The sequence below is a fragment of the Wolbachia endosymbiont (group B) of Longitarsus flavicornis genome, assembly GCF_964028135.1.
Classification (GTDB): Bacteria; Pseudomonadota; Alphaproteobacteria; order Rickettsiales; family Anaplasmataceae; genus Wolbachia.
In genome coordinates, this window is record NZ_OZ034758.1 from 208,307 (window position 1) to 223,908 (window position 15,602).

Annotated in this window: 13 protein-coding genes, 1 other RNA gene and 1 pseudogene; 8 read left to right on the top strand and 7 right to left on the bottom strand. The window is 34.3% G+C overall.

Annotated elements, in window-relative coordinates; translation table 11 throughout:
* Positions 1–2 precede the first annotated feature (2 nt).
* Positions 3–980 (bottom strand): NAD(P)H-dependent glycerol-3-phosphate dehydrogenase, encoded by a 978-nt coding sequence (locus ABWU45_RS01045; protein WP_064085646.1) that lies wholly within the window; start codon positions 978–980, stop codon positions 3–5.
* Between the two features lie 323 nt (positions 981–1,303).
* Between ABWU45_RS01045 and ABWU45_RS01050 the strand changes: the two genes are divergently transcribed.
* Both ABWU45_RS01050 and ABWU45_RS01055 read left to right on the top strand, forming a co-directional pair.
* Complete coding sequence (locus ABWU45_RS01050) at positions 1,304–2,074, top strand: response regulator transcription factor (RefSeq protein ID WP_264682989.1); 771 nt, start codon at positions 1,304–1,306, stop codon at positions 2,072–2,074.
* 222 nt (positions 2,075–2,296) lie between these two features.
* The gene (locus ABWU45_RS01055; protein ID WP_353278668.1) at positions 2,297–2,437 is read left to right on the top strand and encodes a hypothetical protein; all 141 of its coding nucleotides are present in this window, start codon (positions 2,297–2,299) and stop codon (positions 2,435–2,437) included.
* Here the strand turns inward: ABWU45_RS01055 and rnpB are convergent.
* Together rnpB and ABWU45_RS01065 are read right to left on the bottom strand one after the other, a co-directional pair.
* Positions 2,426–2,775: RNase P RNA component class A (gene rnpB / locus ABWU45_RS01060), an RNA gene on the bottom strand. The two genes, ABWU45_RS01055 and rnpB, sit on opposite strands and share 12 nt — an antisense overlap.
* A gap of 157 nt (positions 2,776–2,932) precedes the next feature.
* Positions 2,933–5,179, bottom strand: coding sequence for a hypothetical protein (locus ABWU45_RS01065; protein WP_353278669.1), 2,247 nt, complete (start codon positions 5,177–5,179; stop codon positions 2,933–2,935).
* A 576-nt stretch (positions 5,180–5,755) separates the two neighbouring features.
* Between ABWU45_RS01065 and ABWU45_RS01070 the strand changes: the two genes are divergently transcribed.
* The 4 genes from ABWU45_RS01070 to ABWU45_RS01085 all read left to right on the top strand — a co-directional run bounded on the left by ABWU45_RS01070 (position 5,756) and on the right by ABWU45_RS01085 (position 10,060).
* A complete protein-coding gene (locus ABWU45_RS01070) occupies positions 5,756–7,828 on the top strand; it encodes an ankyrin repeat domain-containing protein (RefSeq protein WP_341810955.1) in 2,073 nt (690 codons plus the stop codon).
* Positions 7,829–7,925: 97 nt separating this feature from the next.
* Positions 7,926–8,426, top strand: a complete 501-nt coding sequence (gene nuoE, locus ABWU45_RS01075) for an NADH-quinone oxidoreductase subunit NuoE (protein WP_010402402.1) — start codon at positions 7,926–7,928, stop codon at positions 8,424–8,426.
* The gene (tgt, locus tag ABWU45_RS01080; RefSeq protein WP_353278671.1) at positions 8,427–9,638 is read left to right on the top strand and encodes a tRNA guanosine(34) transglycosylase Tgt; all 1,212 of its coding nucleotides are present in this window, start codon (positions 8,427–8,429) and stop codon (positions 9,636–9,638) included. It begins immediately after the preceding gene.
* A 104-nt stretch (positions 9,639–9,742) separates the two neighbouring features.
* On the top strand, positions 9,743–10,060 hold the full coding sequence (locus tag ABWU45_RS01085; protein ID WP_010402415.1) for a hypothetical protein: 318 nt from the start codon (positions 9,743–9,745) through the stop codon (positions 10,058–10,060).
* Here the strand turns inward: ABWU45_RS01085 and ABWU45_RS01090 are convergent.
* Together ABWU45_RS01090 and ABWU45_RS01095 are read right to left on the bottom strand one after the other, a co-directional pair.
* Positions 10,057–11,331, bottom strand: coding sequence for a M16 family metallopeptidase (locus tag ABWU45_RS01090; RefSeq protein ID WP_353278673.1), 1,275 nt, complete (start codon positions 11,329–11,331; stop codon positions 10,057–10,059). The genes ABWU45_RS01085 and ABWU45_RS01090 overlap by 4 nt on opposite strands.
* Before the next feature lies 1 nt (position 11,332).
* A complete protein-coding gene (locus ABWU45_RS01095) occupies positions 11,333–11,941 on the bottom strand; it encodes a superoxide dismutase (RefSeq protein WP_353278674.1) in 609 nt (202 codons plus the stop codon).
* A gap of 136 nt (positions 11,942–12,077) precedes the next feature.
* On the opposite strand from ABWU45_RS01095, the gene ABWU45_RS01100 reads away from it, so the two are divergent.
* Positions 12,078–12,650, top strand: coding sequence for a hypothetical protein (locus tag ABWU45_RS01100; RefSeq protein ID WP_353278675.1), 573 nt, complete (start codon positions 12,078–12,080; stop codon positions 12,648–12,650).
* 219 nt (positions 12,651–12,869) lie between these two features.
* Positions 12,870–13,409: pseudogene (locus ABWU45_RS01105) on the top strand (IS4 family transposase); the annotation flags it as partial.
* Positions 13,410–13,606: 197 nt separating this feature from the next.
* Here the strand turns inward: ABWU45_RS01105 and ABWU45_RS01110 are convergent.
* On the bottom strand, positions 13,607–14,884 hold the full coding sequence (locus ABWU45_RS01110; RefSeq protein ID WP_353277926.1) for an IS4 family transposase: 1,278 nt from the start codon (positions 14,882–14,884) through the stop codon (positions 13,607–13,609).
* Between the two features lie 136 nt (positions 14,885–15,020).
* Positions 15,021–15,524 (bottom strand): hypothetical protein, encoded by a 504-nt coding sequence (locus ABWU45_RS01115; RefSeq protein ID WP_353278056.1) that lies wholly within the window; start codon positions 15,522–15,524, stop codon positions 15,021–15,023.
* Positions 15,525–15,602: the final 78 nt, after the last annotated feature.

Genomic DNA, 15,602 nt, shown 5'->3' on the forward strand with positions numbered 1-15,602 from the left:
AACTAATTTACAAGAACAGAAATAGTATCTTCTATAGAAGTATTTTCATATAGCAATCTATAGATCGCTTCACATATGGGCATTTTTATCTTTAGCTTTTCTGCTAAATCAAATGCAGACTTAGCAGTGTTAAAACCTTCAATTACCGACTTACCTTCTGATAAAATCTGCTGAGCACTAGAACCATTACTATTAGCTACTTTAGATCCAAAAGATAGATTTCTTGAATTTAATGATGTGCATGTCACAACCAAATCGCCTAAGCATGCTGGTCCAAGTAGTGTATTTATATCTACATTGCCGTCACCAACTTTTGCTGAGTATAAAGCCTTAATTTCACTCATACTTTTCGTAATTAATGCTGCATGAGCATTAAACCCAAACCTACCTAGAACAACCCCACATGCTATAGCAAAAACATTCTTTAATGCTGCACAAACTTGTATTCCTATAACATCGCTACTAAGGTACAATTTAATATTTTCTTGCTGTAGCTCTGATACTAATTTTAAACCTAATACTTCATTTTGACATGCAAGAACCATCGAATATGGTAATTTTCTTGCAACTTCTATAGCAAAGCTAGGACCAGAAAAAACAGCAAGAGGATTATTAGGTAAAACTTCATTGACTACTTCACTAGGTAATTTTAATGTAGATTTTTCTATTCCCTTACAAGCCAAAATTATTGCTACATTTTTTTTTAGGTTACAATCATTCAATTGATGACATATCTCCCTTAGAGACTGAGTGGGAACAGCTAGAATTATTACTGAAGCATTAACTGCATCTTCAATAGCTAATTTTACTGATACATTATCAGAAATTGGACAATCAGGTAGCTTGTCACTTTCTCTTTTCTCTTTAATTGATTCAAATATGGCCTTATTGCGAGTCCACAAAATTACATTTTTCTTACTACTTAATGAAATCGCAATTGCTGTACCCCATGCGCCAGCACCTAAAACTGATATTACCACTCAATATTCCTGAAAGTATTACTTATAATTTAAAACTGTAGAATAAGTAAATTAAAAATATAACATAAAAGTATAAAATAGTTTAAATATCTATTAACCTAAGTATTCTTTTAATAAAAATAGCTTCTATTCAATATTTACTAAAAATAGTATCATTATAGTATATCTATTGTATTTTAGATCTATTTGTATAATTTTGGAACGACACATTAACTATTAATTAATAAGTGTAATTTCTATTATTCATTAATAAAAATTTGATTTGTTACTTTCCTTGGTTATATATATTACTAAAATTATAAATTATTTATGGGGTGTAAAATATGCGTATATTATTAATTGAAGATGATCAAGTAAGTGCAAGGACTGTAGTTAATGCCTTAACTTCTGATGGACATTTTTGCGACGTTGTTACTTCTGCACAAGATTATAACAATAATATGGTTTCCTCGGGTGGAGACTGTTACGATCTAGTTATTCTAGATATACACCTGCCTGGTGATATTGATGGATATGATATACTGTTAAGATTAAGAAGTGCAAAAATCAAAGTTCCTGTTTTAATACTTTCGTGTATCTCCGCTGCCAACCATAAAGCTAAAGGACTTGGGTATGGTGCCGACGATTACTTAACCAAGCCATTTCACAAGAGCGAATTATTAGCTCGAATTAAGGCCATAGTCCGACGTACTAAAGGCCATCCCGAATCAGTGATAAAGATTGGTAATATGAATATCAATTTTGATCACAGGATTGTTGAGGTAAAAGGCAAAACAGTTCACCTTACTAACAAAGAGTATTCCATGATAGAATTGCTGGCATTGCGTAAAGGAGCAGTGTTGACAAAAGAAATGTTTTTAAACCATCTTTACAATGGCTTGGACGAACCTTCAGACAACAAAATAGTTGATGTTTTTATGTGTAAATTACGTAAAAAACTTGAAAGTGCAAATGATGGAATAAGCCACATAGAAACCGTTTGGGGTAGAGGATATGTTCTAAAAGAGTATGTTGACGATGAAGAATACTCTAGTGCTAATATAAGCGAAAGCAGTAGTGACTATCAAGCAGAACAAGTGAAGGACAGCGCATGAAATGCTTTATTCACCCATTCATTGAAGCAACAAAATAGGTAGATGAAATAAGATAAAAACCAATCGTAAAAGTGAGGTAACATGGTTAGTCTTTTAGAACTTTACAAAGACTTGCAGCAAAAAATAGAAAAGTTGGAAGCTAAGCTAAAAAGTTATAGGTAAGAAAATAAGGTTTTAGAGATAGAGGGTAGAGATAGAGGGTGATGAGTTAAAGGAAAAGCTTTGTTAAGTTCAAAAGGAAATAAAAAAAGAGATAAGCCAAGAAGTAAAAGGAATATAGGTGGTCAAATTGAGCGTACAGGATATGTGAAATGTTTGATACATTTACATAGTATGGCTGACATTCATGCATTGCCTAGGTGAAATATAAGCCGAGTTCTGTTTATGTAGCTATTTATCTGGAGTAAATGTTACCATTTACTTCATGCGATTTACCCGAGTAGATATGAGAAAAACATAAAATCTACTTCTATTTAATCTTGCTCCTAGTGTTGGTTACTTGACTACCAATGTTGCCATTGTTATGGTGCGCTCTTACCACACCTTTTCACCCTTGCCTAATAATATTTTAGGCGGTAATTTTCTGTAGCCCTATAACTGGAGTTACCTCCGGCGGGCGTTACCCGTCACTACCTTTTCTTGGAGCTCGGACTTTCCTCTGCTGTGTTTATCACACAACAGCAGCTACTTATTTCACCTAGAAATTATACTTTAACATTAAAATCACAAAAGCAAAAGAAAATTTCCTAACAGTCTACATACTAAAAACATTCAGACAAATAGCTAAAGGTGATATTCCGGTACATCATCGCTATCCCAAGATAAGCTTTTTTCACTTTTAGACTCTAGCTCAGTCAGTCAAGATCCTGGTCCACCGCTTGAAGACGATGAGCTACTTCTTGACCGACTACTACTCTCCACCGATATACTGTTTAGCACTGTTTCAGATTGATCCATAGTTCGCATAGATATATGTCTCATTCTGTTATTAGCGATAAAAATTTCTTCATCGCTATTGCCACTTGAAGATGATTGCCTTCTATCATTGAAATTAGTTAGTTCTAACACAAGAGCAGCATTACGACCCTTAACATATTTGTATGCTATGAATCCTACAATTCCAGCAATACTTATTATCGCTCCAACCAAAGACCCACCTATCATTCCTGCCCTATTAGACTCTATAGCAAGCTGAGTGGGCTGTGTTGAAAGAGTAGTTTGAGGAAGTAAAGTTGTAGTGAACAAAGGAGTTGTTACCTTTGTTCCAGTATTTGATATAGTGGACACTGTTTGTATAGTTGCCTCTGAGTTTGTTGTTGGCACATTAGTTGGCATTGTAGTAATCATAGTCGCTTGTGAGGTCGCAATAGTTTCAGCTACTGTTGTTGATTCTGATGCCGTACTTATTTTAGTTGTTAATTCTGTTAAAGGCCTACTCATCGTAGTACTGCTTGCTGTAAAAGTTGACTCAACAGTCGCTGCTGTAGATTTTACAGTACTTGTCTCAGTTTCTGAAGTTACTATCGGTGCACTAGTTGACGTTGTAGCAACTGTGGTCGCTTGTGGAGTAGTAGTTGTTTTTGCTACTGTTGTTGGCCCCACTGTTACTGTACTTGTTTGAATTGTTGACTCTGTTGAAGGCCTACTCGTTGTAGAAGTAGGTGCAGTGGTAGTTGATGCTTCTGTTGTTGACTCCACTGTTACTGTACTTGCCTGAGTTGTTGACTCTGTTGAAGATTTACTCATTGTGGAAGTTGGTACAATGATAGTTGATGCTTCTGTTGTTAATTTGGTAGTCTTTACAGTGTCGGTTTCTGTTGTGCTAGTAATTGCAGCAGTCATCGTTTTCTTAGAAGTCACAACCGTCTCTGTAACAGTTATAGGAGCCACAGTACTGCTGGAAATAATACTAGGCATCAATTGGCCGTTAATGATATTAACAAAATCACTGAGAGCTTTGATACTGCTTGTCGGTATTATCGTTGCTTCAGAAGATTTTCCAGAGCTCTCTCTATTAAAAGTTATGATACTTTCTCCACTTATCGCAGTGACGATAAAACCCCCCTGGCCATTGTCTTTAACATACAATTGTTCTATAGAATCCTCACATTCAAAAATAGAAAAGTTCGATTTTGATCTACTATTAACAAGACTTGCTAAATGTAACTTTTGCATGTTAGAAGATTGATCATTTTCAAGAAAAGCAATCTGATCATCGCCTTCAGTTCGTTTTACGTACTGTAGAAAATTTATTTCACCTGGATTAAAGGCAATAGATGAAGTTATATTTATTTGACCATTTTTATTGCTGAGCAAAAAGTCATTAGCTCCCTTTCTATCTTTCAGATTCTGAACTAATTTAGCCATATCGAATTTAAAGATATTTGTTCTTACTTCTTGATTTTCAGGAACGTTTGGTCTCACTTGCGAATAAAGCATCGTATTTTCATCCAATACTAATTGTCCTAGATTATCAAATTTGAGTAATTTTCTTTCTATGGTGTGTTTTGCTCCAGGTAAAGCCCTAAATTTTCCATTTGTGTCTGATTGTAAATACCAAGAAACTAAAGCTTGATCCTTTAAGTTATGAGCGATTACAATGACATTACCATTACCAACTTTTACTGCTTTTGGTAAAAAGTAACTATTGTCTTCATTTGCAAGATTCTTTATATCAATGTTCTTATATAATTTTACTTTTCCTACGTATTCAACTAAGGGAACATTAGTTGAATGTTGAATTTTATAAGTGTTAAACATTAAACTTTTTATGTATTTTTTTCCTTCTTCGTTAGTTTCTTCTGTAGGAAAGATAACTCCAACTTTATCTATTTCAGCTGAATCTTCTATTAGTGTGGGAGATAATTGGCCCTTGAATTCATTTGCTACGTTGATACCTGTATCACACTCGTATGTTTTTGATTGATATGATGGGCTAATAAGTAATTTTACTCTACTGCTTCCATTGCCGTTATCTTGATAGCTGAGTCCATAAGTAACTCCATTTCCTTCAATCAACCCTACGTTTACTGGGTTAAAACCTATCGCTTCTTTAACTTTCAGTGTAGTTGTATTAACTCTAAACAATCTACTTAATATAGACATAATTATATTTAAAATTTTAATAAAACGCTATTATGATTATTTCTATATGTAACGTCAATAAAATTTTAACTAAAATTAAGAAATTAATTTTTAAGTACTCTAAGATAATACGCTAATAAACCCAGATTTCCCATAGACAATATGTTTCCTTTGAAACCATATAATAAATTTAGCAGCTTGTTGACAACAGAAATTCCTTTACAAATCCCCCAAATACCCTTACCATGACATCAAGGGTATTTATGATTCAAAACTTGTTTTTGATCTGCAGGCTCAATGACAAAATTCAGGGTATTTATTGGCGAATTACATAAAATTATAGCGGCTTTTTTATTTTTTCTACATTCAGCCAAAATCTGCTTAAAATAAGCGTTAGCACATTATTACGGCGCCAATTTACATTATAAAACTCACTACTAGGGGATTCTTTTGCCTTTTTTCCATCTAGTTAATTTCTTAATGTTTATAATCCCGCTACGTGTTAGTGATATAACTATACAAGAAGTAGTAGAAAGCTAGCTTGCATTAGCTTTATTTGTTATAATTACATTCGGTTTTATAAAGTGAGGAGTAAATATGCCAGAAGTTACTGGGCAAGATTCTAATAAGGAAAGTAGAATAGAAAACGAGCTACAACAGGATTATGAATATGAATTGATTAAAAGTTTATTCATGTTTCCTGATAGGCGTCATTTGGTAGATATTGCTGAAGCTACAAAAGGCTCGTTTGATAATTTAATGTGTGCGTGGCTTGTTACAACTGAGTTGACAGACAGTCAAGAAGAGTTAGATGAGGAATTGCTATCTATTTTTAGTGCAATGAGATCTTTGAGTGCAGGAGATAGTTACCGACAACTTCAAAAGTTTTTATTAAATAATAAAGATAATCAAGATCTAAAAACTGTTCTTAATTGTGAAAGGGGAGAGTCTAGTTTGACGATATTGCACATAATATCAAGTATGGCTTGGGCAAAAAAACAATATGATTGTGCCGTAAGTTTGCTTTTAGAAGCAGGAGCTGACCCTAATATCAAGAATGATAAAGGAAGGACACCATTACACTATGCTACTGGACCTTATAGTATAGCTGCTCTCTTAGAAAAGGGAGCTGACCTTAATGCAGAAGATAATGAAAAAAAAACGCCTTTGCATCATGTTGCTAGTGTTGGTTGTTCTGAAGGCGTAGTTTTACTCTTAGAGAAAGGAGCTATTTCTGATCAAGGTGATAAACAAGGAAAAACTCCTCTGCAAGTTGCACGTGATAATCATCATGAACATATTGAAAAGTACTTTGTGACTTATAAGCGAGATAAGTTGAGTGATAAGTTACGCTCTATAATGGAAACAAAAGATTGGTTCGAAGATGGTTCAGGTTACGTTTTAACTAAGAGACAGGGGGGCTTGAGAAGAAAGTTGTTGGATATAGTAAACAACTCAGAAGGTGATTCAGTTGTTGAAGATCTACAAGAATTCTTAGATGATTTTGGGAATGATCAAGATCTAAGAATGGTTTTGAATCTTCGAAGTAATGAAGGAGAGTTACAGGTGCATCAACATGCTAAAAATCTTGATTCTTTTGCTCGTTCAGGTACTGATGAAAGAGCAAAAAACCAACTTAAGTTTGAAGTAAAAAGATTACTTTTGAAAGCAGATGCAATCAATTTACAATGGTCAAGTTATGATGAGAAGGAGTATTGTTCTAGGGATTTATGGAGTAATTTACCGCCGAATCGACAGATAAAGCTAAAAGAATTTTTAGATAAAGTTTCTAAAGCTCAAAATATGGATGAACTGGAAGGAGTTGTAAACGAAGCTATTCTCTCAGGAGGAAGATTTAACAGACGATTTTCTCAAGATAAGAAGCGTAACTTTACAGATTGTGTTATGGAAAGGATTGGTGAGTTAGGAAAGAATCCTGAAGTTGCAAGCAGGATAGTATGCAAGTTGGTATCAATAGGGGCAGTGTTATATAATAAGGATAATATGAAAGTAATTGATACACTAGAATCTGAATTTAAAGAGCACAAAGGGAATATGATAGAAGCTTATTACGAGTATATATATAGCACTCTAGATTTTATGGAAGTTATAAAAGGAGCAGTTATTAATGGTGTGGTAAGAAATGCAAAAATGGATAACACCACTTTGTATTCAGAATATTCTGAGGATAGCACAATAAATGTTGCAAGGCTCACAGAAAAAGCTAGTGAGTTAAGGCGAGCTCAGGGAAACATAGACTATGAAAGAGATATAATAAAGATTGGTAAAAGTGAGGTAGCAATTATAACAAAGAATGGTATAAGGAATTACACCAATCTTGCGGACGATAGTGATATAGTGTTGACTTTCCCTACCACTAAGGGAGAGTTAGACGTTAGGTTATATCCTGATAAGCAAAATAAAAACTGGATAAAGGTAGAAGTAAGAGATCAAGAGAGGTTGAAAGAATTAAAAGATTGTGGAGAAGAAATAGGAAAAAATTGCTTATTTGGTGGTTACTCAGTTTACAATGCTATTGAACGTGGGTACTTTGAAAGGCCTGCAGGAATTTTCCAGGGAGAAAGATTACAAAGTGGTGAAAAAGTTTCTCATGTAGATCAATTACAAAGTAAAAAAAATAATAAGGTACGTCAAATTGGATTATACTAAGCTTGGTTTACAGTAGGTCTTAGATTATGCAAGAAGTCTAATTGCAATTGTTAACTCTTCAAGTATAATTTGTTGAGATTTACATGAACCTTATTAGATGAAAGAGAAAGAAGAGCAGTTTAGTTTTACACCAGACAATCTTAGCAAAGCAAAAAAGTCTATAGAGATGTATCCTAAAGGTAGAGAAGGAAGCGCTGTTATGCCTTTACTGTATCTAGTACAAGAACAATGCGGATGGGTTCCTGAATCTGCCATGCGCTACGTTGCTGACATGCTTCATATTCCACATATTCGCGTGTATGAAGTGGCAAATTTTTATACCATGTATAATTTAAAGCCAGTAGGTAAATATCTAATACAAGTTTGTAGAACAACTCCTTGCTGGTTATGCAATAGCGAGGAAGTTTTAAGTACCTTTAAAAAGAAGCTTGGAATCAATATCGGTGAAACCACTAAAGATAATCTATTTACTTTAAAGGAAGTTGAATGTCTTGGTGCATGTGTTAATGCCCCTGTTGTACAGATCAATAACGATTTTTATGAAAACCTCACTCCTGAAAAAGTGGAAAATATCATAGCAGAACTTTCAAGTAAATAGATGGAAAAGTTCTCGTTTAGGATAACCAAGCAATCAGGTTCTGCAAGAGTTGGAACGATCAAAACTCCAAATGGAAGTATAGAAACACCAGCATTTATATTTTGTGCAACCAAAGCTGCTATTAAAGCTGCAGATATCGAGAGAATCAGAGAAGCAGGTACTCAGATAATACTTTCCAACACCTATCACCTAATGCTCCAACCGGGAGAGGCTACTGTGGCAAAGCTTGGTGGCTTGCACAAGATGATGGGATGGAGTGGGCCAATGCTCACTGATTCTGGTGGATACCAGATATTTAGTTTAGGACACGGATCAGTTTCAGAAGAGATAAAGGGAGTAAGACAGAAACAAAAAACTCTGATCAAAATTAACGAGGATGGGGCAATTTTTCGTTCTTACATAAATGGTAAAACTTATTGTCTAACTCCTGAAAAGTCGATACAAATTCAACAAAAATTAGGTGCAGATTTAATCTTAGTTTTAGATGAATGTACTCCATTTCACGTCAGCAAGGAGTACACAAGGAAATCGATGCTCATGAGCCATAGATGGGCTGAACGTTCTTTAAATGAATTTGAAAAAAATAATAATGGCAAACAGGTGCTTTATGGAATTAGTCAAGGCGGAGTGTATCAAGATTTGCGTAGAGAAAGTTGTGATTTTATCAACGATTTGCCATTTTTTGGTCAAGCAATAGGTGGATCACTTGGTCAAAGTAAAGAGCAGATGTATGATGTAGTTTCCTTTACTATGGAACATTTAAAAAAAGATAGGCCTACTCATTTGCTTGGTATTGGTGGAATTGTAGACATTTTTCGTGGAGTAGAGCTTGGAGTTGATACATTTGATTGCGTGCATCCAACTCGCCTCGCAAGACATGGTGGCGCGCTTGTTAAAGTAAAAAATAGAGATTCTATTTCTTCAAAGTGCAAAGAGCATATTAATTTGCGAAATCAACGATTCGAACTAGATGATAACCCAATTGAAAATGACTGTTTGTGTTTTACCTGCAGAAAACATTCAAGAGCTTATATACACCATCTACTGAAAGCTAAAGAGTTGCTGGCTTATACACTCGTTACCATTCACAATGTTTTCTTCATGAATAAGTTGATGGAATCAATAAGACAAGCAATATTGAATGATAGGCTAGATCAGGAAAAAAATAATTGGATTAGTGAAATACCGCTGCATTGTGAATTATATACCTAGTTCATATTTTGCACATGTGCGTTGCATTTTTTAATCTTCTTTAAAAACTTGACAGTACATTATATATACGGATATACTAGAAATATAATTTTTGTGAGGCATTTATGGTTAAAAATAAAGAAAAACATCAAATAGCGTTTTGCGTTTCAGCCTTTACACTCTTAGCTGGTTTATCATTAATCGCAACTGGAATTGCAGTGGGTACTGTACCTGCTATAGCTTCTTGTTTAGTGATAGGAGGAATTTTAACTGCCTTGTCTATTGTGCAATCAGTAGAAAGCTATTTATTTTTACAAAACAGCGAAAAAACTTTCAATAAAATGATTAGTGGTATATGCGATGAACCAGAGAGCAAACTTTTTATAGAAAGGATTTTGCAACCATTCATTGAACTTTTTAGTGAGCATAAGCAACATAATTAAAGTACACTAAGCATAGAAACCACTTTATCGTAACTTGGCAGTGACTTGATTTCTCCAATCGCAGCTAAAGTAATTCTTTCATGCTGAGATAGCAATTCTTCTGCTGCTTTTTTTATATCGTAAATAGTAACAGCACTAATTTTTTCTATTAATTCATTTTTACTGATGTATTTATTATAGTTACCGTAGTAGTGTCCTAACGTTTCAGCACGCGAGCTAACACTTTCGCGTGACATTAAAATTTGGGATTTTACTCGCTCTTTTACTCTATTTACTTCTTCTTCCTTCAGATCGTCTGTGGACAATTTCTTCAACTCTGTCGTTATGGCTTTCAAAAGCTTATCTAGATTACTGCTATCTGTACCAGCAAAAATCGAAAGCATTCCTGTATCAGCATAACTAGAGTTAAATGAGTAAATGGAGTAAGCAAGCCCCTGCTTTTCTCTTACTTCCTGGAATAGGCGTGATGACATTCCGCTTCCCAGTATGGCATCAAGAACTTTGAATGTGTGATATCTATTATCATCACGAGAAACACTAGGTAGACCAATTAATAAATGTACTTGATCTAATTTACGATGTTCTAAATACTCACCACCGGTATAACTTGCATTCTCGCTTTTTTTCAGCTCTCTTGAATGAATCTTTGAGAGAAAGTCTTTGATTAATTGAACAACTTCCTCATGTTCAACATTTCCTGCAACAGCAAATATAATGTTCTCGCCAAAGTAATGCTCATTTATGTAGTTATCTAGATTAGCTCGAGTAAAAGATTTGACAGTATCTTGCGTACCCAAGATTGACCTACCAAATGGTTGATCTTTATAAGCTGCTTCAAAATACTTATCAAAAATGATATCGCTCGGTGAATCATTAGTTTGAAAAATCTCTTGTATTACAACACCCTTTTCGCGTTCCAATTCATCCTCTGGAAATGTAGAATTCATTAATATATCTATTAATATATAAATGCCAGTTTTTATATCTTTTTTAAGAACCTTTGCGTAATAACTGGTGCTTTCTCTACCGGTGCAGGCATTGAAGGCTCCACCTATGTCGTCAAAAGCTTTTGCAATTTCAAAAGCAGTTCTTGTCTTTGTTCCTTTGAAAGCCATGTGCTCTAGGAAATGAGATATTCCATTTTGACTTGCACTTTCAGCTCTACTGCCAACACCAACTCGTATATTTAAAGCTACGGAATCAACTTCATACACTCGCTCAGTTATTATGCGCAGACCATTATCTAGTTTTGTTACTTGTGGTATATTCATCTTATATATTCTTCTTTAAATTCTCTTCTACAAAATCCCAATTGATCAAATGATCAAGAAAAACTTTTATGTAGTCAATTCTGCGATTTTGGCAATCCAAATAGTATGCATGCTCCCATACATCCATAGTAAGTAGTGGCACCTGGCCATAAATTAGCGGTAGATCCGCATTTGGAGTTTTAGTGATTTTGAGTTTTCCTTTTTCAAGCACTAACCACACCCATCCACTGCCAAATTGGCTTACTCCATAATTTGAAAATTCTTCACAAAATTTGTCAAAGCCACCAATATCATCTTGAATTTTTTTTGCTAGAAGACCATCATCTTTAGGCTCACCACCACCATTTTTTTTCATTGAATTCCAATAAAAAGTGTGATTCCAAACTTGTGCTGCATTGTTAAAAATAGGAACTGTATTATTATTTCCATGAACTTTCGTTACTAATTCCTCAATTTCCATATGTTGATAATCTGTGTTTTCAACCAGTTCGTTGAGTTTATTTAAATATCCCTTATGGTGCTTGTCATAATGAAAATCCAATGTCTTTGCAGATATATAAGGTTCTAAAGCTGCTTTATCATATGGCAACTCAGGTAAAGTAAAACTCATGCTGACCTCTTTATTTTCGATGGTATGGTAATATGTGCTTTTGCGCAACAGATAATTTAGTTAGGTAGTGATTGCATTTATTCTAAAACAAGCTATATTGGTAAGATAATTATGTTTTTATTTTTAGAGGGGTAATATGTCAAGTTTATTTAAGAATTTTAATAGATATGCTAAATATGGAATTGTTCCTACCAAAAGCGTCCGAGGTAACGAAGTTCCACAAAATAGTTTCTATAAATCCGTTCATTATATTAATAGTGTTATTGGGCCAGTGAAGGATGCAGTTTCTGGTGTTAAATCTAGTCAAGTTTGTTTAGGTGGTAGGAAAAATGGAAGTTTAGGTATAATTTGTACTGCTGTTTGGGCATTAACTCATGTAGTTCTACAAACTTTATATCTGGCATTGGCATATTTATCATATTGGCCAGCGAAAGGGTTAACAAAAATAACAGATAGATTTGGTGATCTTAAAGATAATACAGAATCATTGATAGATTATTCATCCATGTTGTCAAAAAAGGCGTGGGACCATAGTAATGCATTAGCTACATTTGTTAACACAGTTTTGAGTTATGCTGTTAGTGCTGTCATTTGGGCTGCTGCGCTCGTTGTTACGCCACTCGTTTGGACTATTGATAAAGTAGCAAGTAAGTTTAAAGTGATGCAAACGCTGAAGGTGTTGGTAGTCCTTCTTTGTCAAAATAGATAGCCTACCAAGTGCATGTGAAACCATTGTATCTGTGTGGCAAAATAAAGTAGACGAGATAAAGACACCTATAGAAGCAAGAGGATGTCATGCAAGTAGCTGACACTGGCATCCCGATAGAATGTTGGGGAGTGTTAAATAAACCATACGCGTCAAGTTAAGGAAATAAAGGTATGAAAGAGATAGAATAATAAGGTATAAGTTCTCCCAGATATACTTTTAGTGAGAGAACCAATGAATAAAATAACTAGCTTATCAAAAAAGCTCAAAGAATTTTTTAATGAAAAAGCAGAGAAAATCTCAATTACAACAAGGTTTATAAAAAGAAAGAGAAAGCTAAAAGGTTCATCATTCGTAAAAGCCATGGTCTTGGGTAATATAGGAGTTGATAATTGTAGCGTAGAAACAATGTGTCAATTACTAAACGAGGACTCGATAGATATAACAAAACAAGGTTTGGATTTTAGATTTACTGAAGAAGCAGTGGAATTTATGAAAAGGATGTATAATGAATCTGTGATTCTCTTTAAAAATATCTTGCAAGTTGATTGCAAAATCTTACAGCAATTTAATAGTGTTAAATTATTGGACAGTAGCTATATTACTCTACCTAACAGTATGGAAGAGATGTATAAAGGTTATGGTACTAGCTACAGTGGCTATGAAAGCAATACTAAGTATGGAATAAAGTTACAATTAGTTTTCGACTACATGAATCAGATAATAGACCAACTTAATTTAACGGAGGGGGTAAGATCAGACCCACTGCCATTAAGTTAAGGGAAAGAGAAGTTAAGATTGGACAAAAAATTTGAAGTGATTGATAATTATGGTAAATACTAGGGTGAATTTTTAAGAAAAGGGAGTCTGAAAAGTGCAAGTTATTTAAAAAAGTAATAATTGCAGGTTATTTTGCAAAGAATGTACTAATGCAATGATACTGAAAAGATATCTTGAATTTAAAACACATGTTTTCTAGCTCTTTTCTGGTAGTTGAGTGAACGAATATCAGATATCTTATGACGATCAACTCTTCTCCCTTTTCTCACCACTAAAGTGTTCATCAAAAATAACTGTGATAGTCGATCCATAATGCAGTCTATGTCTGACTCTGTAGAAAAAATATCAAAGGCTAAGTTTTTAATCGCATTAAATGAGACAGATTTATTGATGCTTTTTTTTAGTTTACTATTCTGTGAGCTCAATGTCTCTTCATCATCTTCTATCATGATACTTTCTAGATTACTGATGAAGATAGTTGACCAAAAATCCTGCTTGATAGTTTCAATACTTTTTCCTGTGAAATTCTCTAAATTTAATCTTCCCTTCAGCCTAGAAAAAAATGTTTCTACTCCCCAGCGCAAGTAATATAATCTCTCAAACTCTTCAACTGTAAAACGTTTCTCATCTAACAGAGATGTTACTAACACTTCAACTTCGCCAGAAGAAAGTATTATTTTGACTAACCTGAATTTCATCTCATCAGGTAATCCTAGCTTTCGTAGCTGTCTTGCTACTTTAATAGGTGCGGTAGACACTACCACCGTACTAGATGGGCTTTCCGGCTTAAACATAGCGTTTATTTCATTGAAAGACGAACTTGAACAGCGAATTATATAATTGATTTTCCTTCCTGTAAGCTCAGCAAGAAATCGATAAGATACGTATCCTCTATCACAGATTAACAAATCGTCTGATTTTATGGATTCAAGCATACCGATTGCTAAATCAACCTCATAGCTGTCACCTCTACTTAGCACAGATTTTATTGCAATATTATTTAGCATATCGTAGCAAACTTCAAAGGTTGCACTTGTATAGTCTTCAAATCTCTGGATTCCATTCCATACTGCTCTTGAGCTAAACTCACCTATTATTTTGTCGCTCTTTGGCAGAATCAGTATTGAAGCATCAAATGCAAGTACTCTGAAGCCATGGTGGGTTTTAAATTCCTGATCTTGGTAGTATAGGGAAACTATATCATCATTTAACTCTGAAAACGCAGTATGTTTTAGCTTCTTTCTTGCTTGAGTAAATGCACTTGCCGTAATTGTATAATCTTTTCTTGTATGCAGAACAAACTCATTAAGCATCACTTGTAATGACTTTACACTCTTTCTAAAAATCAGGAGAAATACATTAACGAAGGGCAGCTTTCTTTTTCGTGAGAAGTCTTTTGAGGATGCTCTGTGTGCGTTTATAAAGTTTAAACTCATCAATTTATTTTTTATAAACATGATTATTCTTTTTTTTACTCATGTCATTACTTCTTTTAATTTGTGAATCTTACCTGATTTTATAATACAGTTCATCACTTTTCCTTAACTTAATGGCAGTGATAGAAGCCTATCCCTTTTTCTTTGTTGAAATTACTTATCTTGCTGGTGCTGTTACCAATCTAACTGCTTTCGCAACTTCGTTCAATATTGTTGATGGATCTTTATTACTAACAAGTGTTAGATTACCCTCATTACTCATTATAGGATTACCATCACTATTTTTTTCACAAGCATTAAGTACACTTTGCTTTACTTCCTCAATTTGACTTGCCTTATTACTGTTTTTATATGCATACACAGGTGCAGTTATTAAAGCTGCTAATGCAGCAAGAACTACCAAACTAGCAACAAGTGGATGAGCAACTGCAAATGCAGACATTGCAGTAATAGCAGGACTAACAAGTGTTGCAGCCTTTGTTCCAACTGTACCAACAAAAGTTGCATAAGCTGGACTTAAGAAATAAGCAGCCGTAAGCGAAGCTACTGCTGCAATTGCTGCAAAAGTAGCAGCTGTTTTATACGGATGTTCTTTTACAAAATCACGACCCTTACCATAAACGTCTTGAGCTTTACTTTTGATTTTTTCTACTATCGGCATAACTATACTCCTAAAATATTAAAATTTCACTAAGGGGATAGTATGTGGCAAAAAAGAGTTACCTGTCAAGTAAATTAA